This window comes from Streptococcus sp. DD12 (genome assembly GCF_001578885.1).
Lineage (GTDB): Bacteria > Bacillota > Bacilli > Lactobacillales > Streptococcaceae > Streptococcus.
In genome coordinates this window covers 379,033-403,526 of record NZ_KQ969495.1, presented here as the reverse complement: position 1 = coordinate 403,526, position 24,494 = coordinate 379,033, and the positions used below count along the sequence as shown (strand labels likewise).

21 protein-coding genes and 1 pseudogene are annotated in these 24,494 nt (G+C 44.9%); all 22 read right to left on the bottom strand.

The features are described from left to right. On the bottom strand, positions 1 to 635 hold a 635-nt coding region (locus STRDD12_RS01920; RefSeq protein WP_066914417.1), incomplete at its 3' end, for a GNAT family N-acetyltransferase. A gap of 20 nt (positions 636 to 655) precedes the next feature. Further along, entirely contained in the window at positions 656 to 916 is a 261-nt protein-coding gene (locus STRDD12_RS01915; RefSeq protein WP_066914415.1) for a SemiSWEET family transporter, read from the bottom strand. A gap of 150 nt (positions 917 to 1,066) precedes the next feature. Then, the gene (trhO, locus tag STRDD12_RS01910; protein WP_066916178.1) at positions 1,067 to 2,050 is read right to left on the bottom strand and encodes an oxygen-dependent tRNA uridine(34) hydroxylase TrhO; all 984 of its coding nucleotides are present in this window, start codon (positions 2,048 to 2,050) and stop codon (positions 1,067 to 1,069) included. Positions 2,051 to 2,283: 233 nt separating this feature from the next. Further along, on the bottom strand, positions 2,284 to 2,469 hold the full coding sequence (locus tag STRDD12_RS01905; protein ID WP_066914413.1) for a hypothetical protein: 186 nt from the start codon (positions 2,467 to 2,469) through the stop codon (positions 2,284 to 2,286). Positions 2,470 to 2,484: 15 nt separating this feature from the next. Further along, the gene (obgE, locus tag STRDD12_RS01900; RefSeq protein WP_066914411.1) at positions 2,485 to 3,795 is read right to left on the bottom strand and encodes a GTPase ObgE; all 1,311 of its coding nucleotides are present in this window, start codon (positions 3,793 to 3,795) and stop codon (positions 2,485 to 2,487) included. Positions 3,796 to 3,837: 42 nt separating this feature from the next. Then, positions 3,838 to 3,972: a DUF4044 domain-containing protein gene (locus STRDD12_RS08045; RefSeq protein WP_082753040.1), complete on the bottom strand. Its 135-nt coding sequence runs from the start codon at positions 3,970 to 3,972 to the stop codon at positions 3,838 to 3,840. A 116-nt stretch (positions 3,973 to 4,088) separates the two neighbouring features. After that, a pseudogene (gene pyk / locus STRDD12_RS01895) lies at positions 4,089 to 5,592 on the bottom strand (pyruvate kinase). 66 nt (positions 5,593 to 5,658) lie between these two features. Continuing rightward, positions 5,659 to 6,669, bottom strand: a complete 1,011-nt coding sequence (pfkA, locus tag STRDD12_RS01890) for a 6-phosphofructokinase (RefSeq protein ID WP_066914409.1) — start codon at positions 6,667 to 6,669, stop codon at positions 5,659 to 5,661. Between the two features lie 81 nt (positions 6,670 to 6,750). Further along, entirely contained in the window at positions 6,751 to 9,855 is a 3,105-nt protein-coding gene (locus STRDD12_RS01885) for a DNA polymerase III subunit alpha (RefSeq protein WP_066914407.1), read from the bottom strand. Between the two features lie 154 nt (positions 9,856 to 10,009). After that, entirely contained in the window at positions 10,010 to 10,705 is a 696-nt protein-coding gene (locus STRDD12_RS01880) for an LrgB family protein (protein ID WP_066914405.1), read from the bottom strand. After that, the gene (locus STRDD12_RS01875; RefSeq protein ID WP_066914403.1) at positions 10,698 to 11,078 is read right to left on the bottom strand and encodes a CidA/LrgA family protein; all 381 of its coding nucleotides are present in this window, start codon (positions 11,076 to 11,078) and stop codon (positions 10,698 to 10,700) included. Before STRDD12_RS01875 ends, STRDD12_RS01880 begins: the two co-directional genes overlap by 8 nt. 94 nt (positions 11,079 to 11,172) lie before the next feature. Next, positions 11,173 to 12,408: an ABC transporter permease gene (locus STRDD12_RS01870; protein ID WP_066914401.1), complete on the bottom strand. Its 1,236-nt coding sequence runs from the start codon at positions 12,406 to 12,408 to the stop codon at positions 11,173 to 11,175. 8 nt (positions 12,409 to 12,416) lie between these two features. Next, positions 12,417 to 13,124: an ABC transporter ATP-binding protein gene (locus STRDD12_RS01865; RefSeq protein ID WP_066914399.1), complete on the bottom strand. Its 708-nt coding sequence runs from the start codon at positions 13,122 to 13,124 to the stop codon at positions 12,417 to 12,419. 2 nt (positions 13,125 to 13,126) lie between these two features. Further along, positions 13,127 to 14,458, bottom strand: coding sequence for an efflux RND transporter periplasmic adaptor subunit (locus tag STRDD12_RS01860; RefSeq protein WP_082753039.1), 1,332 nt, complete (start codon positions 14,456 to 14,458; stop codon positions 13,127 to 13,129). 201 nt (positions 14,459 to 14,659) lie between these two features. Further along, complete coding sequence (carB, locus tag STRDD12_RS01855; RefSeq protein ID WP_066914397.1) at positions 14,660 to 17,839, bottom strand: carbamoyl-phosphate synthase large subunit; 3,180 nt, start codon at positions 17,837 to 17,839, stop codon at positions 14,660 to 14,662. Positions 17,840 to 17,903: 64 nt separating this feature from the next. Then, entirely contained in the window at positions 17,904 to 18,986 is a 1,083-nt protein-coding gene (locus STRDD12_RS01850; protein ID WP_066914395.1) for a carbamoyl phosphate synthase small subunit, read from the bottom strand. Positions 18,987 to 19,001: 15 nt separating this feature from the next. Continuing rightward, positions 19,002 to 19,946, bottom strand: a complete 945-nt coding sequence (locus STRDD12_RS01845; RefSeq protein WP_066914393.1) for an aspartate carbamoyltransferase catalytic subunit — start codon at positions 19,944 to 19,946, stop codon at positions 19,002 to 19,004. Between the two features lie 13 nt (positions 19,947 to 19,959). Then, positions 19,960 to 20,487, bottom strand: a complete 528-nt coding sequence (pyrR, locus tag STRDD12_RS01840) for a bifunctional pyr operon transcriptional regulator/uracil phosphoribosyltransferase PyrR (RefSeq protein ID WP_066914391.1) — start codon at positions 20,485 to 20,487, stop codon at positions 19,960 to 19,962. Positions 20,488 to 20,777: 290 nt separating this feature from the next. Then, positions 20,778 to 22,040 carry a uracil-xanthine permease family protein gene (locus STRDD12_RS01835; RefSeq protein ID WP_066914389.1) on the bottom strand — a complete coding sequence of 421 codons (1,263 nt, stop codon included), beginning with the start codon at positions 22,038 to 22,040 and terminating at the stop codon, positions 20,778 to 20,780. A gap of 160 nt (positions 22,041 to 22,200) precedes the next feature. Then, positions 22,201 to 23,106, bottom strand: a complete 906-nt coding sequence (locus STRDD12_RS01830; protein ID WP_066914387.1) for an RluA family pseudouridine synthase — start codon at positions 23,104 to 23,106, stop codon at positions 22,201 to 22,203. Next, positions 23,090 to 23,584, bottom strand: a complete 495-nt coding sequence (lspA, locus tag STRDD12_RS01825; protein WP_066914385.1) for a signal peptidase II — start codon at positions 23,582 to 23,584, stop codon at positions 23,090 to 23,092. Before lspA ends, STRDD12_RS01830 begins: the two co-directional genes overlap by 17 nt. After that, positions 23,568 to 24,473 (bottom strand): LysR family transcriptional regulator, encoded by a 906-nt coding sequence (locus tag STRDD12_RS01820; protein WP_066914383.1) that lies wholly within the window; start codon positions 24,471 to 24,473, stop codon positions 23,568 to 23,570. The genes lspA and STRDD12_RS01820 overlap by 17 nt, the downstream gene beginning before the upstream one ends. Between the last annotated feature and the right edge of the window lie 21 nt (positions 24,474 to 24,494).

Here is a 24,494-nt window from a genome sequence, read left to right as displayed (position 1 = left end):
CATTTTTCAAAGCGTTCTTTAAGTTTTGGCCAGTCCTGGTCAATCATGGCTAACCAATCCGTATCCCGCGTTCGGCCTTTGTAAACGACAGCCTGACGAAAAGTCCCTTCATACTGAAAGCCCAAACGTTCAGCTGCTCGCCGAGACGGCGCATTAAGCGCATCACACTTCCACTCATAACGTCGGTAGCCTAGGTCTTCAAAGACATAACGTGCCAGCAGGTATTGCGCTTCTGTCGCTTGACGGGTCGCTTTTAAGGCAGGGGAATAGGTCACCGCTCCTACTTCGATACAACGATTGGCTTGATCAATGCGCATCAAGGAGAAGGTTCCCAGGGCACGTTTTGTTTTCTTATCAACAATCGCATAGTAAAAGCGGCCTTGCGCCGTCAGCAAGTCATCAAAAAAAGACTGCCATTCCTCACGATTCGCGACAGGGCCTTTAAAGAGGTATGTCCACATCTCACGAGGCGAGTCAGGTCCATAAACCTGATAAAGGTCTTCAAAATGCTTTGCTTTTGATAAGCGTTCGATTTTTGTGTATTGCCCCTCGATAACTTCAATAGCCGGTAGACGACCTGGTGTAAAATCAGGTAAAGCATCACCAATAGGTTGCTCATAGGCATTTCGTCTCATAACGGACTCCCCCTTTTACTCTAAAATAAAGCTGTGGCAGTTGTCACCAAACCAAAAAGAATGCCTGGCGCATTGGCAGCTGCTAATGGTAAATCGCGTTCTTTCTTAAAAAGGCCGTAATAGACCCATAGACTGCAGTTAATCGCGGCCACCAAAGGCTGAATAAAGTTTCCCTTATGGCCAGCAAGATTATCCATGATTTGAGGAATATAGGACACGTACATCATCACAGACATAAAAGTTGCCAACCAACCTAATATCTTCATATTTTTTTCAGACATGTTTTCCTCCTTTTCATTGCCTGTTATTGTATAAGAATTCTTAGCGAAAGGCAAGAATTTACCGTAAATCCTGACATGTAAACGTTCACTGAAGGCCAGGCGACCGATTATAAGTTTTAACAAAAAAGAATGGCCCAAGCCATTCTTTTCTTATCCAGGAAGGAGGTCCAAACTTTCACCAATAAGGGCTAGACGTTCGGTAACTTCTTTTGTTGTCAAATGGTTTTCTTCAACATAACGGTTGCGTGGATGAACACGACAAGCGTGCGAACAGCCACGTAAATACTTGTCTTCATTTTCTGTCGAGGTTAACATACGACGGTTACAAAATGGGTTGCCACAGTTCACATACCGTTCGCAAGGACTTCCGTCAAACCAATCTTTTCCAATGACGATAGGGTCAACGTGGTTGATGTCTACAGCGATACGTTCATCAAAGACATACATTTTCCCATCCCAAAGCTCACCTTGAACCTCAGGGTCCTTCCCATAAGTCGCAATGCCACCGTGCAATTGCCCGACATCTTTGTAGCCTTCACGAACCATCCAACCCGAGAATTTCTCACAGCGAACACCCCCTGTGCAGTAAACAACAACCCGTTTATCCATAAATTGGTCCTTGTTGTCTCGCACCCATTGAGGCAGTTCCCTAAAATTCCGAATGTCTGGTCGAATGGCGCCTCGAAAATGCCCTAGGTCATACTCATAATCATTGCGTGTGTCCAAAACAACCGTATCCTCATCTAGCAAGGCTTCCTTAAATTCTTTTGGCGATAGATAAGCCCCAGTTGTTTCCAAGGGGTTAATGTCCTGATCAAAATCATGATCTTCTAAGCCCAAATGAACAATCTCTTTTTTATAGCGAACAAACATTTTCTTAAACGCTTGCTCGTTTTCTTGGTCAATCTTGAACCAAAGGTCTTCCATTCCAGGCAAGGAATGCACATAATCCATGTATTTTTGCGTGGTTTCGTAGTCACCAGAGACAGTTCCGTTAATCCCTTCATCCGCCACTAGAATGCGCCCTTTTAATCCAATCGATTGACAGAAGGCCAAGTGTTCTTTGGCAAATTCTTGGGCCTTTTCAATTGGTACATATTTATAGTAAAGCAATACACGAATTGGTTTTTCCATTTGTGTTGCCTCTCTTTCCATCTATTTGTCCTTAGACACCCCATTATATCGTGATAAGAGAAGGCTTACAATTTATATGCCTAGTAAAGAAGGTCTAAAAAGCCTACGAAGCTTATTTGGCACGTGCGAAAAAATCAGACAATCAAGCAGATGAACAGTTCTCCGAAACAGAAAAACATCTGGTAAATCCAGATGTTTCTAAAAATTTAAATTTCGTAATTCAAAAGACCTTATTAAGACTCCTCTAACGGCTCCTGATTGGCTGAGGCTGCCTTTTCTTTAGCCTCTCGTTCCAGACGCCATTTTCGGTTGGGGTTGAGTTTATTAAAAAGCTCTTCTAGACGTTGTTTGTTCCAGACATCGGCAGCTGAAACAAAGTTGCCATCCTTGTCTCGAAAAGATATGGGTTTATCTCCCATCTTGCACCTGACTTTCTAGTCTACAAATTCAAATTCAAAATTGCCAATGCGGACCAAGTCTCCATCTTTGGCTCCCCGTTCCCGTAAGGCTTCATCAACACCCATCCCACGAAGCTGGCGTGAGAATTTCATGATCGATTCGTCCCGCTCAAAATTGGTCATGACAAAGAGTTTTTCTAACTTGTCTCCAGACAAGACCCAAGTGGCATCATCGTCACGACTGATGATGAATTCAGGAGCCTGGTCGTCAAAGCCATAGTAGACTTCATCTTCCATGTCTTCCTCAGTATACAACAAGAAGTCTTCAGTATGGTCGAGCAAATCTGCTGTGGCATCCAAGAGCGGATTCAAACCTGATTGGCTGATGCCTGAGATGGGAAAAATTTGAGGTTTTTCGTCAAATTCATCATAAAGTTGGTCCAATTTTTCTCTAAAAACAGCCAAGTTTTCTTCTGCTTCTGGCATGTCCATCTTGTTGGCGATAATCAATTGAGGACGCTCCATCAACCGCAGGTTGTAGGATTCCAATTCTTTATTGATGGCCAAATAGTCCTCAAAAGGATCACGCTCCTCAGTGGCTGCCATATCAATCATATGCCAGATAACACGAGTGCGTTCGATATGGCGTAAAAATTGAATCCCAAGCCCCAGTCCTTGACTAGCTCCCTCAATCAAACCTGGCAGATCTGCAACTGCAAAGGATTCGCCAGATTTAGTCCGAACCATGCCGATATTGGGGACGATAGTCGTAAAATGATAGGCCCCAATCTTTGGCTTAGCTGCTGTGATGACACTTAATAAAGTGGATTTCCCAACAGATGGGAAGCCGACGATACCAACATCCGCCAAGATTTTCAATTCGAGAAGCAATTCTCGCTCTTCACCTGGCTCACCATTTTCAGCAATTTCAGGAGCTGGATTGCGAGGGGTAGCAAAACGAATATTACCACGGCCACCTCGTCCCCCATGAGCCACAATCTTTTCTTGACCCTGTTCAACCAAGTCAGCAATCACTTTTCCAGTTTTGGCATCTTTTACAGTTGTCCCAGGGGGAATTGAAACAATCAAATCACTGGCTCCATGACCATGCATGCCCTTGGTCATGCCTTTTTCACCACTTTTGGCTTTAAAGATACGATTATAGCGGAAATCCATCAAGGTACGCAGTCCTTCATCAACCTTGAAAATCACACTTCCGCCTCGTCCACCATCACCGCCCCAAGGACCACCATTAGGAACGTATTTTTCACGGCGAAAGGCCACCATGCCATCTCCGCCTCGTCCCGCTTTAACAGTGACCTTAGCACTATCTAAAAACATACTCATATTACTCTTACTCCTGCTCTAAAAAAGGGCCTTACGCCCTTCTTAACCATTCCATACTGCAGTGATGGCAGTTGCTATAATAGCACCGATTGTCACAAACAACATAATCAAAATGACAAAAATAGTTAATTTTTCAAAAGGGGTTTTCTTTTTAGGTCCGTTATCTCCAAACGCCATACGCTTCTCCTTGCCTTTTCTCAATACCTTATACTACCATCTTTTTTAGGACTAAGCAAATATTTTCCAAAAGAAAAGCCCTAAGACATTGCGTCTTAAGACTTTTTCGCTTTATATTAACGGATTGTGCGGATACGCATTGTGTTGGTACCACCAGAACCAACTGGAACACCAGCCACGATGACGATATCGTCACCAGATTCAACCAAACCAGTTTCAAGCGCAACTTTTTCAGCGACTTCGAACATGTCATCAGTTGATGCAGGTTTATCTGTAACAACTGGGATAACGCCCCAGTTCAACATCAATGAACGTTGCGTCAATTCATCGAAAGTAACTGCCAAGATGTCAGCATCTGGACGGTATTTAGAAATCAAACGAGCAGTGTTACCTGTTTCGGTAATTGTCACAACCAATTTGATGTTCATAGAGTTGGTAGCATCTTTTACAGCTGAAGCAACTGCTTCTGTTTTGTTGTTACGAACAAATACAGATGAATCTAAACGACCATATTCATTAAGCAATGTTTGCGCATTTTTGTCAATAGTCGCCATTGTTGCTACAGATTCTACTGGGTATTTACCATTAGCAGACTCACCAGAAAGCATAGTAGCATCAGTACCATCGATAACTGCGTTGAAGACGTCAGATACTTCTGAACGTGTCGCACGTGGTTTATCAGTCATGGTTTCCAACATGTTGGTTGCCGTGATAACCACTTTACCAGCTGCATTTACTTTTGTGATGATGAGTTTTTGGTAAACTGGAACCATTTCAAATGGTACTTCGATACCCATGTCACCACGGGCAATCATGATACCGTCTGCTGCTTCGATGATTTCATCCAAGTTATCGATACCTTGTTGGTTTTCGATTTTCGCAAACAATTTCACATGTCCGTTACCTGTTTCTTCACAGATAGCACGCACTTCATTAACGTCTTTTGCAGTACGAACAAATGAGATAGCGATGAAGTTAATTCCTTGTTCCAAACCAAAACGGATATCGTCGTTATCACGTTCAGCCAAAGCTGGGAAAGGAATTTTTGTGTTAGGGATGTTAACCCCTTTTTGTTTAGCGATGATACCATCGTTTTCAACGTCAACGATGAATTCACGTGTTTCTGGGTCTTTATCAACCACACGCAAACCTAATTTACCATCATCAACCAATACTTGACGACCAACTTCAACATCATCGTAGATGTCCAAGCCACCAGCAACGTTCAAAGCGATAACTTCGCGAGTTGATTGGATGCCTTGTTTTGTCGCAACACGGATTTGTTCTCCAGTCTTGTAAGCGTATTCTTTAGCTTCGCCTTCGAACAATTCTGTACGAATTTCAGGTCCTTTAGTATCCAGCAAGTAACCAACTTTTTGACCAGCCAGTTCTTCTGCACGTTTAACGGTCGCCATACGTTCACCTTGTTCAGCGTGGTCACCGTGTGAGAAGTTGAAACGGAATGTGTTAGCGCCTGCTTCAATCAGTTTTGCAATGTTTTTGGCAGATGCTTCAACATCAAGTTTTTCACCCCAGTATCCGTCTTCACCGAATTTTTTTACCCCCACGGATTTCAACCGCAGGTCCAAGGGTTGCAACGATTTTAACACGTTTGTTCATGATAAATAACTACTCCTTCTATAGTTGCCTTTATGGCAAATAAGTTAACGACTATTAAGGACCGACTTAGTTAGCCAAGTCACGGTTTAAGGCAGCAAAATCTAAACGTGCCTTGTGTGGGTTGTTGACGATAATCTTACCATCTTCACCCAAGCTAAAGAGAGCGCCTTCGGCTTCGCTACCAAGAATTGGACTTTCTACCAATTCTTCATTGTGAATACCAACAGCTAAACCACCACGGCCTTCTTTAAGCAATTCAACCGCATGAGCTCCCATCCAAGAAGCCAAGACGCGGTCACGCGCTGTTGGAGAACCACCACGGAGGATGTGACCCAAGTTGGTCACACGCAAGTCACTCTCATCGCCAGCTTCTTTAAGTTCCTTAGCGAAAGCTTCCCCATTGGTAACCCCTTCAGCTAAAACGATGATGTGATGATTTTTACCAACACCGTAGCCTTCTTTAATTTTAGAGACTACAGCCTGGATATCATAACCTTCTTCAGGAACGATGATTTGGTCTGCCCCTGCTGCGATACCTGCCCAAAGGGCGATGTCACCCGCATTACGTCCCATCACTTCAACAACAAATGTCCGATGGTGACTCGCTGAGGTGTCACGTAACTTGTCCAAGGCTTCTAGGGCTGTATTGATAGCTGTGTCAAAACCAATGGTGTAATCTGTTCCCACGATATCATTATCAATAGTTCCAGGTACACCAACTGCTGGGAAACCATGCTCAGTCAAACGCATAGCCCCATGGTAAGAGCCATCTCCCCCGATAACAACGACACCTTCGATGCCGTGTTTTTTCAATTGCTCAATGCCAGCCAATTGCCCTTCACGAGTGGCGAATTCTGGATAACGGGCAGAATACAAGATAGTCCCACCACGTGAGATGATATCACCAACAGACTTAGAGTCCATTTTGACGATATCACCGGCAACCATTCCTGCATAGCCATGATAGATACCATAAACTTCCATGCCTTCAGAAATCGCTTTGCGAACAACTGCACGAACGGCAGCGTTCATACCAGGGGCGTCACCACCACTGGTCAAAACAGCAATACGTTTCATTTTGCCAGATACTCCTTTTACTTATTAACTACGCTATTATAGCACATTGCCTACTAAAAAGATAATCTCGACCTTGTTTTTTTAGTGAAAAACCGTTTTCACGGCAACTTGTGCCAGTTTTTCTAAAAATTCCTCCTCATCGGATACAAAGTAACGGCTACTTTCAATGGTTTCCTTACTGTCCTCGTAATGCAAGACAACACTGTAGGGGCCTGGGTAGGATTGAAAGAGGCGAACTAAGGTCTGGTCGTGACTATGGTCTGCTAACTTGAGCCAAAGTTTTTTGTCACTATAGGGTCGTAAGTCTTGTAAGACCAACTGGAGCTTGTCATTGCGCTCTTGGGTCTTACCCGTCAGATAAAATAGCCTTTCTTCTTTAAGGTAGGCTGAAAACCTGCGGTAAACTTCAGGAAAAACAGTAATCTCTAGGTCGAATTGGCCATCAGTAACCGTCAAAAATGCCATCTGCTCCCCCTTAGATTTGGTCCTGATAACACGCATCTGGGTCAATTCACCTAAAACCGTGGCAGTCATTTGCGGACTGAGTTGCCCTAATGGTATGGTCGCCTGCCCTGCCTTTTTTTGAGCCTCTTGAACTGGGTGAGGACTGAGCCCATGACCAATTAACTCACGTTCGCGATTGAATTTTTCCGTAGGGGAATAGTCTTCACTTGGTCGCCAGGAGTAATTATCCTCGCCAAACAGCGTGCTTAAGCCCTTGGCGTAATCAACTAAGCCAGGCAGGTTACGGACAACTTGCTGACGATTGGCATTAAACTCATCAAAAAGACCGAGGTCCCCTAAAGCTTGGAGGTCGTCTAACTTAAGAAACTCGTCTGGTAAGCGTGTGATAAAGTCTTCTAAATTAGAAAAAGGCCTGTGGTCTATAATCCAAACTGCCAGGGCATTAGAGATACCATGGACCCGTCTTAAACCGAGGGATATGGTTTTGTCAGCAATTTTGTCATAATAAGACACACGATTGAGCGACAGTTTTTGAAGCTGGAACCCATTAGCCAAGGCATCTGATACATAGTCACCTGATGTCTCATTGAGCATGACAGCATAAAAGACAGCTGGATAATGAGCCTTGAAATAGGCCAGCTGAAAGGCTAAGGCAGAATAGGCATAAGCGTGACTGCGGTTAAAGCCGTAACCGGCAAATTTGGCCATCATCTTAAAGAGCCTTTGCGCTTTATTTGGGTCTCGCCCTAAAGTCTGTGCGCCAAGTAGAAAGTCCGCTTCCATTTCTTGCATTTTTTGGCCATCCTTCTTGGACATAGCCCGTCTAAGGAGATCGGCTTTTCCCAAACTAAAGCCAGCAAAAACCTGTGCAATTTGCATGACTTGTTCCTGGTAGAGCATAATCCCATAAGTCGGCTCCAAAATGGATGCCACGCTAGGGTCAACCAGATCAATGGCCTCTTGCCCATTTTTACGGCGGATAAAATTCTCTAGATAATCGCTGGCACCAGGTCGGTTCAAACTGGTTGTAGCGACGATTTCTTCGAAATGCTGAGGTTTGATGCGTCGCAGTAGGTTGATAGCACCTGTCGCCTCAAACTGGAAGATTCCTTTGGTATTACCACTTGCAAACAGGTCAAGTGTGGGTTTGTCTTCCAAGTTGATGGCAGCAATGTCAATGGCTGGCCCGCCTGCTGCAACTAAACTTTCCTGCATGAGTTGGAGATAAGTCAAATTGCGCAAACCCAGAAAGTCCATTTTTAAAAGCCCATTGGCTTCGACAGCTGGTGCATCATACTGGGTGACCATCATGTCTTCGCCTGCCTTGAGTGGAATATATTGTGTCAAAGGGGCATCACTCATGACGATACCCGCTGCATGAATGGAGGTCTGGCGGGGTTTCCCCTCTAGGGCTAGCGCAATGGCAAAGGCTTTTTCAAAGGCTGGTTTAGTCGTAATCAACTGGCGAAAATTGATATTATTGGCATAGACATCGCTAAGGCGGTCCTTAAAACCAATCCGTTTAGTCAGCTCGCTGAGCTCAAAATCTCTGGCCCCAAAGCGCTTAAAAACATCTCGTATGGCCTGTTTCGCTCCGAAGGTCGAAAAGGTCACAATTTGTGCCACATGGCCATTGCCATAACGATTTTGAACGTATCGCAAGAAGTCTGACCGATGACGGTCAGGCATATCGATATCAATATCTGGCATGCTGTAGCGTTCTTTGTTAAGAAACCGTTCAAACAAAAGCCCATTGGCGATAGGGTCGATTCCTGTAATGTCTAAGGCGAAGGCTACCAGACTACCTGCGGCAGACCCCCTACCCATCCCCATGTAGTAACCCTGTCGGCGACCAAAAGCGAGGATGTCCCAGACAATCAAAAAGTAATCGTCAAAGCCCATACTGTGAATGGTTTCAAGTTCCAGCGTCATTCGTTTAATATAGGAGGAGGTCCAAAGATTTTTAGCTTTTAAACCTGCTTCTACTTCTTGGCGTAACTGTTCATCTGCTGGTTGGCTACGGTTAAAGCGAGGCAACTTGAGCTCTGTGCTAAAATCATAGGAAACATGCTTAAGAACCGCTTCCATATGCGCTAAGGCCTGAGGGAAACGTTGTGCAAATAAAGCTTCAACGGTCGCTCTATCTTCAAAGCTTTCATCTTGAGAAGGGATGGCAACATCCTTTAACAAAACATTTTCACGGATAGCCGACAGAACCTGCAAGGTTTCCCTGTCTTTTTCCGCAAATTGACGGACTGTTTTTAAGGGAAAAAGCGGTCTATCCGTTTGAAAATGAGGCGTTGTCGGATTAACGCCAATACTGTAGTCAAAAGGAAAATCTTCCAAAAACGCCATGTGGCTGTGCGGAAAAATAATCTCTAATCCCGCTTGATTGTCTATCAGGTCTTGGAGCTGGATACCCGTAGACATCGCCAATGTCGATAGTTTGAGTAAATGGTGATAGCCTTTGGTTGTGACCGCAATCAAGTAGAGAGGCAATTGCTGGTCCTTCACTTGCAAGTGGGTCTCAAGGCCAATAATAGCCGTCAGCCCCTTTGCCTGCGCCAATTGATAAAAACGAAAAGCAGCGTATAAGTTGTCCTTATCCATGATACCAATTTGCTGATACCCCAATGACTTGGCGCGCTCAACATAGGTTTCTAGATCGATAGTGCTTTCTAAAAAACTATAAACACTTTTGGTGTTGACCTGTGCAAACATCTGCCCCCTCCTTTGACGCATAATACCTTTATTATACACTAAAAGTAAACGATAAAAAAACGAAACCCTTCGGCTTCGTCTCTCTTTCAGTTGAGGCTTGCTTATTAGTAGGTGACTTCTTGTGTCCTAAAAAAGAGCACATGCAGGTCTTGTATTAGCGGAGAATTAATTGCGCAACTATCGGACTGATGACGACATACATGACACCAGTAACCCCAATGGCTAAGCCAGCTAAAGCACCTTCTACTTGCCCATAGGTAAGGGCAGTCCCAGTACCAATAGCATGCCCTGTGCCACCCAATGATAAACCGATGGCGACAGGGTCATCAATGTGAAACAGTTTTAGCAAGGGTGGACCAAAAACACTGGTTAAAATTCCCGTTATGACAACAACAACCAGAGTCACTGTGGTCAGGCCTCCCATTTTGTCACTGATTCCCATGGCCATAGCAGTTGTCACCGATTTTGGAAATAGGGAAATGGCCAAAAAATATTTCATGCCAAAAAGTTTGGCCACTACTGCCGTATAAAGGGTGTTTAGTAAGGTAGCAGTCAAGGTGCCTAGTAGGATAGATCGCGCATGGTGGCGCATCAGGTGAAAAGTCCGATAGAGTGGAATACCCAGCACCACAGTAGAAGGGACAATCAAGGTGGTCAAGTAGGCCCCACCAACATTGTATGCCCGATAAGGAATCCCTGTCAGGGATAGAAAAAGGATTAATAGGACAGTGGCTACCAAAAGTGGCGTCGTCAGTGGGTGCGGGAAACGTCTAAAAACAAGGAGACCAATCAAATAGGCTAAAATGCTCAGCATGAGGCCAAACATCGGATTATTAAAAACGTCAGTCATCTTGCTTTCCTCCTGTCTCGTAATCCCCTTCGTAACGACGCTTGACCCACTGGACTACCCAACCAATCGTAAAGATATTCAGGACAAAAGCGCCGGCAACAATCAGGACAATGCCTAAAAGATTGGGAGCAACCACATCAAAATGATCCATAATGCCTACCGCTGCGGGTAAAAATAAAATCGTCATATTGGCTAAAAGGAACTGCCCGACTTGATTGATGTGCCGTAAGCGGATGACTTTAAATTGCAAGGCTAAAAAGAGCAAGATAAGGCCAATAATGCTTCCAGGAACTGGGAGATGCAAAAGACTAGACAGGGTCTCTCCAAGTACAGAAAAGACCAAAATAATCATCAACTGGACATAGATTTTCACAGCATTTCCTCCGAAACCAGTATACTCTTTCAAGAAAGAAAAAACCAGCCTTTCAGAAAATTTATCACATTTTCTGAAAAAACTAGTTCTCAAATTATTCGTAGCGTAGAGCTTCAATCGGATTGAGTTTGCTGGCTTTATTGGCCGGTAAGAGACCAAAAATCATTCCCACACTAGCTGAGAAAATCAAGCTGGTCACGACTACCGATAGGGAGATACTTGGCAGGATATTTTGGGTTTTTAGGATGGGCGTCAAGGCACTGACACCTAGACTAGCTATGAGTAAGCCAATCAAACCGCCTATCAAGGTTAAAACCATGGACTCAATAAGAAATTGTCCTAAAATCTTACCACGTGTCGCTCCCAGAGCCTTACGCAGACCGATTTCCCTAGTCCGCTCGGTCACAGAAACCAACATGATATTCATGACCCCAATCCCACCGACAAGAAGGGAAATACCGGCAATGACACCAAAAGCAATGGTATACATGCTGGCTAGCTCGTTGGCTTGGGCAATGACACTGTCCATATTGTAGTTTTCATAAAAACCATCAGTCGCACCTGAAAGTTTGGTCAAGGTTTGTCCGGCCTGTTTACCGATGCTATTAGCCTGAGAAACATCATCGATATGGAAATAGACCTGAGCCACTTCTTTAGCCCCAAACTCACTGGCAACTTGTGTATTCGTCATCATAGCCGAATATTGCCCTAAACTTGTCATTGCGAGGCTGTCATCAGCTTTGTAGACACCGACAACCAAATAGGTTTTCCCGCCCACATCAACTGACTGATTGAGGGCCAATTCAGGTTTTCTAAAAAGGAATTTAGCTGTTGCCTTGTCCAGAAGGACGACCCGATTAAACTTGGTGTAATCATCTGGCACAAAGGATCGTCCCGCAATAATCTTTATCTTTTGAATGCCAATATAGGTGCGGTTAACACCAGTAATGGTGACATTCTTTGCATTGCGTTTTCCAAAACTCACTTCTTGACTGCTGGTATTGGTCACATAATAGCCAGTCACGCCAGTAGTTTCCTTTGCAGCCTGCTCGACCCATTCTTCCTTTAAAGTGGGCTCATTGAGGAGGCTATCATCGGCGACATAGTTAGGATCTTCTTCTTCCATCTTTTTGTCTTGGGCAGATTTGTAGTAGACATTGAGATTTCGCTGAATCTTGGTAACTTGTGCGGTAATCCCGGTTTTGAGCCCTTGCCCCAAGGCCATAATCATGACCACAGACGCCACACCGATAATAATGCCTAACATGGTCAAAAACGACCGTAGCTTGTGCCCTAAAATCGAACCAATGGCAAATTTCCAGTTTTCCATAAATCCTCCTAGTCTATCCGAACACTAGCCGTGGTATCCCGTGTGATTTCACCATCTCGGATAACCAATTTGCGATGGGCATAATCTGCGATTTCAGGTTCGTGAGTAACCATGATGATGGTCTTTCCTTCAGCATTGAGCTGGGTCAAAAGAGCCATGATTTGCTTGCCGGTCTTGGTATCTAAAGCGCCTGTCGGTTCATCGGCTAGGATGATACTGGGATTGTTGACCAAGGCGCGTGCAATGGCAACCCGCTGCTTTTGCCCCCCAGATAGCTCGGACGGCAGATGGTGCATGCGTTCAGATAATTCCACCTTTTCAAGATAATCTTTTGAAAGTTGCTTGCGTTTTGTCCCGGAAACACCCGCGTAAATCAAAGGAAGTTCGACATTTTGCTGAGCATTGAGTTTGGAGAGGAGGAAAAACTGCTGAAAGACAAAACCAATCTTTTGATTTCGAACATAGGCTAGCTCTTTTTCTGTCAACTCTTCAACAGCCACCCCTTCTAAATCATAGCTTCCTGAACTTTGGCGGTCCAGAAGGCCTATGATATTCATGAGGGTAGATTTTCCTGAACCTGACGGCCCCATAATCGCCACAAACTCTCCCTCGTGGATAGTCAAATCAATCCCTTTTAAAACTTGTAACTCTTCATCACCATTTCGGAAACTCTTGCTAATGCCATTGAGATGCATTAATACCTTTTTGTCCGTCATGATTACTCTCCTTGTGCAGTTTCTTGGCTGTCACTTGCTTGGGGACTACTACTTTCAGTAGCATCCGAAGCGGAGGAGGCACTTGAGCTAGTTGCCGACTGAGCCGTCTCTTTTTGAGAGGTCACCAACTTTTTAGCAGCATCAGACAGGTTGATTTTTTCACCATCTTGAAGCTGGTTGGAAGCTTTAGATAGGACGAGAGTACCAGCATCGATCCCTGTAATGATTTGATTGGTCGCATCGGCACCACCTAGGCTAACCTCACGTTTTTTAACGGTTTGTGTTTTGGTATCATATACCCACACATAAGATTTATTGCCTTCACTTGTCACAGCTCCTACTGGCACGACCAAGCCTTGGCCTTCGTTGGCAACTTCTAGAGAAACATTAAAGCCTTGCTTAAGTTCACCGATGTCACTGGTAAAGGCCACAGTATAGTTATAGGCTGCACCTGTAGAGCTGTTATCTTGGCTATTGTTGCTAGAACTTGTATTATTGGTTTGATTTGGGTAGTCAGAGACAGCCGAGATGGTTCCCGTCCATTGTTTGTCGCTATAGACCTTACTCTTGATAGTAACGTTTTGTCCGACATGGACATTTGGCAAATCAAACTCCGTCAAAGTGCCTTTAACGTCATATTGCCCCTGACTGACAACGTGTACCATGACCTGACTCTCCTTAGAAGATGGGTCAACATTATTATTAACCTCAACGACTGTCCCGTTAACATCGCTAGTAACTAGCGTTTGGTTGAGCGCATCTTGTGTTTTTGCGACTTCGGATTGAGCATCTGCTAAACTGTCATTCAAATCTGCCAATTGTTGGTTGTAAGAGGCATTTTGTTGGGCTGATGGTTGAATGGTTTGAGTCGTTGTTTCCCCAGTTTCCTCGTTCGTTGACGTTTCAGTCGTTGGGAGGTTGCCGTAAGTTTTTAGATAGGTGATTTGACGACTGATTTTATTAACATTACGCACGGCAGTATCATAGGCCGCTTGTGCTGCGGTTGCATCATATTGAACCAAGCCTTGGCCAGCACTGACTTGGTCTCCTACGGCAACTTGCACGCTAGCGCTTGAGCCCTTAGTCGTGTCAAAGTAAACATATTGTTCTTGTTGGGCTTTGACTTGACCGCTTAGTAGCGTGGAGGAAGTCACCTTGCCTTCTTGCACTGCGGTTAGATCATAGGTCACTGCAGCTTCTTGACTACTGCCACCAGAAAAGAGAAAACGCCAAATGATGAATAAAAGCACGACACCGCCCCCAGCAAATCCTAATTTGCGTTTGAGCGACCATTGGGCTTTCTTTGTTTTCGTTTGTTGCCGTCTATGAAACATACTACATCTCCTTTGATTTTTTAAGTTTATTATAAGGTATCCAACAAATTCGGTCAACCAACCTTAATAATTTCTAAACCTATCTTAACAAATTAGAGGCCATAAAGAGCTTACACCTCCTTAGAAGTTTCTTACAAAATTGTAAGTTTTCAGCATTAACACATCAAAAGCAAACAAAAAAGACCCCAAGGGTCTCTTTTATTAAATGGCTTGGGTCACAAAACCACGGCTTTCTAGAACACGAACCATCGCTTCTGCTGTGTCTAAAGCAGTAAAGAGTGGGATACCCGCTTCAATGGCTGAGCTCCGAATGGTCTGTCCGTCTTCATCTGCTGTCCGTTTGGTGCCCACGGTATTCACGATAGCCTGAATGCGACCAGCGTGTACCAAAGCAGGAATGGCATTGGCATCATTTTCACCAATCTTATCGACTAGGCTAGTTTCCAAATCATGTTTGGCGAAGTAGTCAGCCGTTCCTTTCGTCGCAAAGATGCTGTAACCAATCGCCGCAAACCGTTTGGCGAGTGAGAGGGCCTCTTCCTTACTATCGTCTGAAATCGTGAAAATAATATTACCAAAGGCTGGCAGGTGGAGATTGCTCGCTTCAAAGGCCTTGTAGAGCGCTTTTTCTAAGGTCGCATCAGACCCCATCACCTCACCTGTAGACTTCATTTCAGGCCCTAAAAGGCTGTCAACTTTGGCAAGCTTGGTGAATGAAAAGACGGGAGCCTTGACGTGAACCATCGGACTCTCTGGGAAGAGACCATCTGCATAGCCCAAATCCTTAAGGCTTTGTCCCAAAATAATCTTAGTGGCAACTTGGGCCATTGGAATACCTGTGACTTTGGACAAGAAAGGTACCGTCCGACTTGCTCGAGGGTTTACCTCGATGACATAGACTTTTTCATCCTTGATAACAAATTGAATATTCATCATCCCATAGCAGTTGAGCCCTAAAGCCAAACGTTTGGTATAGTCCGCAATGGTATCTTGCACAGCTTGGGAAAGGGATTGAGGAGGATAAACAGCCATGGAGTCCCCTGAGTGGACACCAGCCCGCTCAATGTGTTCCATAATTCCCGGGATGAGAACATCTGTGCCATCTGAGATCGCATCCACTTCGCATTCTTGCCCCACAATGTAGGAGTCAACCAGGACTGGGTGATCTGGGCTGGCCTTAACAGCTGTCCGCATGTAGGCACGTAGGTCTGTTTCGTTTTCGACAATTTCCATGGCCCGGCCACCCAAGACGTAGGATGGACGAACCAGAACTGGAAAGCCGATTTGTCGTGCCGCATGAACAGCTTCTTCTTCATTTGTTGCGGTGTGGCCTGGTGGTTGCGGAATATCCAAATCTTTCAAAGCTTGTTCAAAGAGATCGCGGTCTTCTGCTCTGTCCAGGTCGGCGACTTGTGTTCCCAAGATTGTCACGCCAGCTTGAGAAAGCGGTTCAGCCAGATTGATAGCTGTTTGCCCACCAAATTGAACGATAACACCCTTAGGTTGCTCAAGATCAATCACATTCATGACATCTTCAAATGTCAAAGGTTCAAAGTAGAGTTTATCTGAGACAGAAAAGTCTGTGGATACCGTTTCCGGGTTAGAGTTCATGATAATGGCTTCATAGCCAGCCGCTTGAATAGCCTTAACCGAGTGAACGGTAGCATAGTCAAACTCAACCCCTTGCCCGATACGAATTGGCCCAGAACCCAGTACCAAGACTGATTCTTTAGCCGTCCGCACTGATTCGTTTTCCCAGGCATAAGTCGAGTAGAAATATGGGGTAGAGGATTCAAACTCAGCCGCACAGGTATCTACCATTTTATAGACAGGGACAATCTTATTTTCTAGACGGAGCTGACGAATGGCTTCTGCCGTTTGCCCCCAAAGTTCTGCAAGCTTACGATCTGAAAATCCGTTGATTTTTGCTTCTTTGAGGAGGTCTAAATCACCTGGATGGCTGGCTAGGTCTCGTTCAATTTCTACGATATGAAGTAACTTATCAAGGAAGAAAAGGTCAATCTTGGTCAGTTCAGCCAACTCGTCAATTGTATAGCCGCGACGAATGGCTTCTGCAAGGTAAAAGAGACGGTCGTCTTGCGCCTTGACAATTTTTTCAACCAGGGCATCATCTGTCACTTCAGCAAGTTCAGGCATTTCCACATGAGAAACGCCAATTTCTAGGGAGCGACAGGCCTTAAGCAGGGATTCTTCGATATTTCTACCGATTGCCATGACTTCCCCAGTGGCCTTCATCTGGGTACCAAGGCGACGTTCCCCTTTTTCAAACTTATCAAATGGGAAGCGAGGAATCTTGGCTACCACATAGTCCAATGATGGCTCAAACATGGCAAATGTCGTACCTGTCACGGGGTTTTTAATCTCATCCAAGGTTAGCCCTACCGCAATCTTAGCTGCCAGGTTGGCAATCGGGTAACCTGTTGCTTTTGAGGCCAATGCAGAAGACCGTGAAACCCGTGGATTAACTTCGATGACATAATACTTGAAGCTATGCGGGTCTAGCGCTAACTGCACATTACAGCCCCCTTCAATTTTCAGGGCTCGAATAATGCTCAGACTCGCATCACGCAAGAGTTGCACTTCAGTATCTGACAGGGTCTGTGTCGGCGCAAAGACAATGGAGTCCCCAGTATGAATACCGACAGGGTCAAAGTTTTCCATGTTGCAGACGACCAAAGCATTGTCTGCAGCGTCACGCATCACTTCGTACTCGATTTCCTTGAAGCCTGCGATTGACCGTTCAATCAAACACTGGGTTACTGGTGACAACTTGAGGCCGTTTTCAGCAATTTCACGCAATTCCTCTTCGTTGGCACACATCCCACCACCAGTACCACCAAGGGTAAAGGCTGGTCGCACAATGACTGGGTAACCAATGCTATCTGCGAAAGCGACGGCTTCTTCCACCGTGTTAACAATTTCAGACTCAGGAATAGGTTGCCCAAGATCTTCCATCAATTTCTTAAAGAGGTCACGGTCCTCTGCCTGGTCGATGGCTGACAATTTTGTCCCTAAGAGTTCAACGCCTAGTTCATCTAAAATTCCCGCTTTCGACAACTCCATGGCCATATTCAGACCCGTTTGTCCACCTAGGGTTGGCAAAAGCGCATCCGGACGCTCCTTGCGCAAAATACGGGTCACAAACTCAAGGGTAATCGGCTCGATGTAGACATGATCCGCAATTTCACGATCGGTCATGATTGTGGCTGGATTTGAGTTAACAAGCACAACCTCATAGCCTTCTTCTTTTAGTGCTAAACAGGCTTGTGTCCCAGCATAGTCAAACTCGGCAGCCTGACCAATGATAATAGGCCCTGACCCAATCACCATGATTTTTTTAATATCCGTACGTTTTGGCATGTTTCCTACCTTTCTTCTATTTGTCAGCTCTCAGACTGACTTTAAACAGGTCATTTGACAATTCTTAAGCTTGATTTTGCTGGAAGGCATCAATCATTTCTAAGAATTCATCAAAGAGATAATCCCCATCATGCGGACCAGGTGCTGCATCTGGGTGGTATTGAACAGAGAAGGCTGGATAGCGGCGATGGCGAACGCCTTCAACCGTCTTATCGTTAATCTCCTCATGTGTCACAATCAAGTCATCTGGTAAGGTGTCTCTGTCAACAGCATAACCGTGGTTTTGACTCGTGAAATCAATCCGACCAGTCGCGATTTCCCGCACAGCATGGTTAAAGCCACGGTGACCGAATTTTAATTTAAATGTCTTAGCACCATTTGCCAAGCTAAAGAGTTGATGCCCCATACAAATACCAAAAATTGGAATGCGTCCTTGAATACCACGAATCATCTCCAAAGCTTCTGGGACATCTTCTGGGTTACCAGGACCATTTGACAGCATCACGCCATCAGGATTCAGATGCAAAATTTCTTCGGCAGTCGTGTGATAAGGAACGACAGTCACATTGCAGTTGCGTTTTGAAAACTCCCGCAAAATGGAGTGTTTCAAACCAAAATCTACCAGAACAATGTTTTTGCCCACACCAGGTGCTGGGTAAGCGGTCTTAGTAGAAACTTGCTCGATATTGTTGGTTGGTAAAACGGTAGCTCTTAACTGGTCTTGCAGGTGTTGGATAGAATCTTTACTATCCGTCAAGGTCGCTTTCATCGTTCCATGTTGGCGAATGATTTTGGTCAAGGCCCGCGTGTCAACACCAGAAATACCTGGGATATGTTTGGCCTTTAAAAACTCATCCAAACTCATCTGATTACGCCAGTTGTTGGCCAAACGGGCATTTTCAGAAACGACAACCCCTTTACAGGTTGGTGTAATCGACTCATAATCGTCTCGGTTAATTCCGTAATTGCCCACCAAAGGGTAAGTGAAAGTTAAGATTTGACCATTGTAAGATTGGTCTGTGATAGATTCTTGGTAACCGGTCATCCCTGTTGAAAAAACCAGTTCTCCTGTCACAGCCACAGGGGCCCCAAAAGCCTTTCCTTCAAAAATAGTTCCATCTTCTAAAATTAGTAAACGTTTTGTCATGATTTCCCCCAATACTTAGTGCAGGTCCTTGCGGTAGCGTAGGATGGCTTCTAATATCGCCATGCGCGTATAAACGCCATTTCGCATTTGTTGGTAAATGCGTGATTTTGGACTTTCAACCAAAGAATCAGCAATTTCAACATCTCGATTGACGGGCGCTGGATGCATGATGATAGCTGAATCCTTCAAGCGTGCATAGCGCTCTTGTGTTAGGCCGTAATTGGCATGGTAGTCTTCTTTAGAAAAGGCCTCACTCCCGTCGTGGCGCTCATGTTGAACCCGCAAGAGCATCAGCACATCCACCTGGTCAATGAGTTCATCGTAGGGAAGGTAGAGGCCGTATGCATCACAAGTTGCCGCATCATACCACTCCTTGGGACCTGAAAAATACACCTGAGCTCCTAAGCGTTTCAGCACTTCCATATTAGACTTGGCCACCCGAGAATGGCTGATATCACCGACAATAGCCACTTTTAGACCGTCGAAATGGCCAAATTCTTGTGAAATGGTCACCAAATCTAAAAGACATTGCGATGGGTGTTGTCCAGAACCATCCCCGCCGTTGACCAAGGACACCGTCAGCTGGCCAGCTTCCAGAAGTTTTTTATAGTAGGCATCCTCCGAGTGGCGGATAACACACACCGAAACCCCTATGGCTTCCAAGGTTTTAACGGTATCGTAGAGCGTTTCCCCTTTATTGACCGAGCTGGTTTTAGCATCAAACTCAATGACTTCCAAACCCAAACGTTTTTCTGCCACTTCGAAGGACTTGTGGGTCCGGGTAGAAGGTTCAAAAAAGAGGTTTGCAACGAATGTTTGCTTTTTTAATGGAGAGCTTGCTGTCGAGGCCTGCTCTTTGAATTCTTTGGCCCGATGGACTAAAGCTAGGATTTCTTCATTTGTCAAATCTTCCATCGATAACAAATGAGGCAGTGCGACCTGATTCTCAAAAACTACCATGTCTTCCCCTTTTTTAGGCTTCGTTAGGACTTACAATGAGGACATCATCCGTTCCATCGATTTCAGCAACATGCACCACGATTTTCTCATCTGTACTGGTTGGAATGTTCTTTCCAACATAGTCCGCTCGAAAAGGCAACTCACGGTGCCCGCGGTCAACTAAAACAGCCAAGCTCACGGTAGCTGGTCGGCCAACACTGACCAAATTATCAATGGCCGCGCGAATTGTCCGCCCTGTATACAGAACATCATCCACCAAAATGACATCACGGTCAGTGATATCTACTGGCACGGTTGAGGTATCCCCTTGAGCTTTGACATCATCTCGAAATGGTTTGGTATCGATTTCTGCCAAAGGCACGTCTAGGTTTTCCAATTGTTTGAGGCGTTCTTGAATCCGTTTGGCAATAGGGACACCACGGGTTTTAATCCCAGCTAGCACAATTCTCTCCAAGTCTTTATTGCGCTCGATAATTTCATAAGTGATGCGTGTGATGGCACGTTTCATGGTCACACTATCAACAACTTCCTTGCTTTTCATAAGTTTTCCTTTCCCAACAAAAAAGAATCTCCTCATGTCCAAGGAGATTCCCCAAATAAGGGTAGCACAAACTCCCCTCTTGACCGTCTCCTTGTCTGCCTCACGGGACAGAGTTAAAGGATTTATTTAGTTGTACTAATACTACCAAAAATTACTGGAGATTTCAAGTTAGAGCTGTAAATTGCCTAAGGCAGTCTAGCAGACCTTCCAGGCTTTCTTCTCACAAAAAAAGGGCTTGAAATCAAGCACCTTTTCAATCCATAAAATCATCTGTTTGGCTCTATCAAGTTTCACTGCTCATCCGGTAAAATTTGATACAAGAGAATACCGATAATCGTTGAGGTTGCCACTCCTGTGATAGCTAAACCTTGCACTTGCAAAATCAAACCACCGATACCTGTCACAAGGATGATACTTGAAACGAGGAGATTCTTTTTCTTATCAAAATCAATTTGATTTTCCACCAAAATTTTCAAACCGCTAGCAGCAATGACCCCAAAAAGCGCAATCGAAATACCACCGATAACAGGTGTCGGAATAGATTGCAAGAGGGCAGAAACCTTTCCAATGAAGCTCATGCCAACAGCAATGACAGCTGCACCAGCAATGACGTAAACACTGTAAATCTTATTGAGGGCCATCACACCGATATTTTCACCATAAGACGTAACTGGTGGGGCACCAAAAATCCCTGCAATCACTTGGGCAACACCATCCCCTGCCAATGTGTGGTCCAAACCAGGGTCTTTAAAGAAGTCCCGCCCTGTTAGGCTATTGAGGACCATGACATGACCAAAATGTTCCGTCATCGTTACAAAAGCAATCGGTGCCATGGTTAAAATGGCAGAAGGGTAAAGCTTGAAGGAATAATCCAAGAAGATAATATCCCAATCTGGCACCTGCAACCAAGGTGCAGAGACCACACCAGAAAAATCAACAATTTGATAACCAGTTACCGCACCAATCGCTACAGCAACGAGATAACCCACAATCAACCCCAGTAAAATTGGAATGACCGCCACAATCTTCTTACCAAAAATGTTAAACAAAACGACAGAAAAAAGGGTGACCAAACCAACGACAAGATAGGCCGTATTGTATTGGCCATTTTTATACATGACATCGTTGACCGCAGTTGTCGCCAAACTCAGTCCAATCACGATGATAATAGGACCGACCACAATAGGTGGTAAAACCTTATCAATCCAAGCATTACCCGCAAACCTAACAATAAGGGCTACAACCAAGTATACCAAACCACCAGCAATTGCCCCTTGGGCTACAGCCGCAATCCCGTCTGACTTCATCAGACTTTGCATGGCAGCGATATAGGCAAAACTCGACCCCATATAGGCTGGAATTTTATACCGTGTCACCGTCAGATGGGCCAGTGTTCCTAGACCACTCGAAAAAAGGGCAATCGCAGGATTGATACCAACCAGAATGGGCACCAAAACGGTTGAACCAAACATGGCGAACAAGTGTTGGAACGATAGTCCAAACAGCATGCCAGGTTTTGGCATATCCGATACATCATATTTTACGTCTTCCACAAAGACCTCCTCAAATAAAAAACGCTCTCCCTTAGGAGACCGTTAGAGGATAACACTCAGGTATCGTTTAACGGCCTCCTGTCACTCGTTTTAGTGACCTTAAAGGAACCTCAAACATTATACCATATCTCTTGACCTTGGCAAGCGCCGTTTACACCACTTAGCTCTTTTGCTTGGCGCGCAGACTTTCCAAGGTCTTTTGGAAAACATCGGGAATGGGACAAGTGAACAACAAGGCTTCTCCCGTACTTGGGTGAGTAAAGCCCAAGCTTTGTGCATGGAGAAATTGCCCATGACCTTTGAGTGTTTTCTTTGGCCCATACAAAGGGTCGCCTGCTAAAGGGTGACCGATATAAGCCAAATGGACCCGAATTTGGTGCGTGCGTCCTGTTTCCAACTGACATTCCACCAAAGTATAGTCACCAAAACGCTCAAGAACCTTAAATCGGGTCAGGGCAGGCTTGCCATTGGCGACAACCGCCTGTTTTTTGCGGTCTTTGGGACTTCGGCCAATTGGCGCCTCAATCACCCCACGGTCATTTGGAATATTGCCGTGAACCAAGGCCAGATAGTGGCGCTGAGATTTTTTTTCTTTAAGTTCTTGTGCCAGAGCTTGATGGGCTTGGTCGTTTTTGGCTACCATCAAGAGCCCAGAAGTATCTTTATCAATCCGGTGAACAATACCGGGCCGAACAACGCCATTTATCGATGATAAATCCTTGACCCGATAGAGCAAGGCATTGACCAAAGTGCCTGTCGGATGGCCCGCTGACGGGTGCACTACCATCCCCTGAGGTTTATTGACCACGACCAGGTCCTCGTCCTCATAGCGGATATCTAAGGGAATGTCCTCAGCAGTCACAGACAGTTCCGTCACCTCTGGTTCGACACATGTGATAAGATCCCCCACTTGTGTCTTGTATTTGGCTTTTTGGACCTGACCGTTGACCGTGACGTCTCCTTGAGCAATGGCTTCTTTGGCTTGTGTCCGACTGAGGGAGGTCAAATCTGCCAAAGCCTTATCTAAACGTAGTCCAACAGACTGACTGTCAATTCTTACTTCCACTTTCTTCCCTCCATAGACTGATAAATAAAAGCGCAACACCCACACTAAGACAAGCATCAGCGATATTAAAAACGGCAAACTGGATAAACTCTGGTTCAATCATATCCACCACATAGCCCTGTCTCACGCGGTCGATAAAATTGCCCAAACCACCAGCAATAATCAAGGACAGACTTAAGCCATACCACCAAGATTTGCTCAGATAAGCTAACAAGTAGTAACCAGCAACCAAGATTACCAGTAAGGTTAAAACCGCAAAAAGTCCCTGTTGATTTTGCAGAATGGAAAAAGCTGCGCCACGATTTTGCAAATAGGTGAGGCGAATAATGCCCGGAAAAAGCTTCTTAGACTCCCCCAAAGTCAAATGGTTAACCACCCAAAACTTACTCCATTGGTCTAAGCCAATCATCCCCACCATGGCCAATATAAACAAGGACAGCTTGGTCGTGTGGTTTTTGATATTAGACAGGATAATCATCAAAATACCTCGTCATCACAGCGATAAAGCGCTCTGCACACTCAGACAAATTGCTTCCCAAGCGCTTGACATAAACCATTTCATTATCCATTTTGTCCTCCAAAGGAATCACGGTAATGCCGTTAACACTCTCGCTATCTAAAAAGCCTGAACCAGTCGCATAAGCGTCAGTACGCTCTAAAATACCGTTTAGGGTTGCGCGGTCTGTGACATTAAAGAGTTGGGAGCTATCCGTTGTATCCACTAAATTCTCTGAATAATAGAGGTACTCGTCTTTTTCTTGCGTAAAACGAACCGTCGGCAGACCTACCAAATCCTCAATCTGCAAGCGTTCCTTATGCGCCAAGGGATGCCCCTTTCGCAGGTAGATATGCGTCTTAAAAGGAATCAAGCTGACGTATTCCAAATCAAGCTTTTCCATTTTCTGCATGATTCCCTTGTAGTTGGTCTTGTTGAGGTAGATAATCCCTATCTCACTGTGCCCTTTGGATACTTCGTCAAGAATTTCTACTGTGGTGCTTTCATAGAGCCGCACATCTTGGTAATCCGGATATTGCTGGTTGAAGGAAATCACAATAGGGGGTAAAAAGTCATAATGCTGACTGGCAATTGAAAACTGCTGTTTTTCAGTGGTGGGGTTGGTGTACTGATTTTCAAAACTATCAAAACTACGAACAACCTCGAGAGCCTTTTCATAAAAGCGCATCCCTTTTGTCGTGAGGACCGTCCCAGTTGTCGTACGATTGAATAATTGAAAACCCAGTTCTTCTTCTAAGTCCTTGACAGAGACAGAAAGACTCGGTTGAGAAACAAAGAGCTTGGCTGCCGCCTCTCGAAAGGTTCCCGAATTGGCAACGGCAACCACATAACGCAATTGTTGAATATTCATAGGGAATTTCTTACACTTCTT

Bases quoted from the DNA above. Each gene is read 5' to 3' on its own strand.
- STRDD12_RS01915 (WP_066914415.1), bottom strand. From the start codon at position 916: ATGTCTGAAAAAAATATGAAGATATTAGGTTGGTTGGCAACTTTTATG.
- trhO (WP_066916178.1), bottom strand. From the start codon at position 2,050: ATGGAAAAACCAATTCGTGTATTGCTTTACTATAAATATGTACCAATT.
- STRDD12_RS01905 (WP_066914413.1), bottom strand. From the start codon at position 2,469: ATGGGAGATAAACCCATATCTTTTCGAGACAAGGATGGCAACTTTGTT.
- obgE (WP_066914411.1), bottom strand. From the start codon at position 3,795: ATGAGTATGTTTTTAGATAGTGCTAAGGTCACTGTTAAAGCGGGACGA.
- STRDD12_RS08045 (WP_082753040.1), bottom strand. From the start codon at position 3,972: ATGGCGTTTGGAGATAACGGACCTAAAAAGAAAACCCCTTTTGAAAAA.
- pfkA (WP_066914409.1), bottom strand. From the start codon at position 6,669: ATGAAACGTATTGCTGTTTTGACCAGTGGTGGTGACGCCCCTGGTATG.
- STRDD12_RS01885 (WP_066914407.1), bottom strand. From the start codon at position 9,855: ATGTTTGCACAGGTCAACACCAAAAGTGTTTATAGTTTTTTAGAAAGC.
- STRDD12_RS01880 (WP_066914405.1), bottom strand. From the start codon at position 10,705: ATGACTGACGTTTTTAATAATCCGATGTTTGGCCTCATGCTGAGCATT.
- STRDD12_RS01870 (WP_066914401.1), bottom strand. From the start codon at position 12,408: ATGGAAAACTGGAAATTTGCCATTGGTTCGATTTTAGGGCACAAGCTA.
- STRDD12_RS01865 (WP_066914399.1), bottom strand. From the start codon at position 13,124: ATGACGGACAAAAAGGTATTAATGCATCTCAATGGCATTAGCAAGAGT.
- STRDD12_RS01860 (WP_082753039.1), bottom strand. From the start codon at position 14,458: ATGTTTCATAGACGGCAACAAACGAAAACAAAGAAAGCCCAATGGTCG.
- carB (WP_066914397.1), bottom strand. From the start codon at position 17,839: ATGCCAAAACGTACGGATATTAAAAAAATCATGGTGATTGGGTCAGGG.
- STRDD12_RS01850 (WP_066914395.1), bottom strand. From the start codon at position 18,986: ATGACAAAACGTTTACTAATTTTAGAAGATGGAACTATTTTTGAAGGA.
- STRDD12_RS01845 (WP_066914393.1), bottom strand. From the start codon at position 19,946: ATGGTAGTTTTTGAGAATCAGGTCGCACTGCCTCATTTGTTATCGATG.
- pyrR (WP_066914391.1), bottom strand. From the start codon at position 20,487: ATGAAAAGCAAGGAAGTTGTTGATAGTGTGACCATGAAACGTGCCATC.
- lspA (WP_066914385.1), bottom strand. From the start codon at position 23,584: ATGATTATCCTGTCTAATATCAAAAACCACACGACCAAGCTGTCCTTG.
- STRDD12_RS01820 (WP_066914383.1), bottom strand. From the start codon at position 24,473: ATGAATATTCAACAATTGCGTTATGTGGTTGCCGTTGCCAATTCGGGA.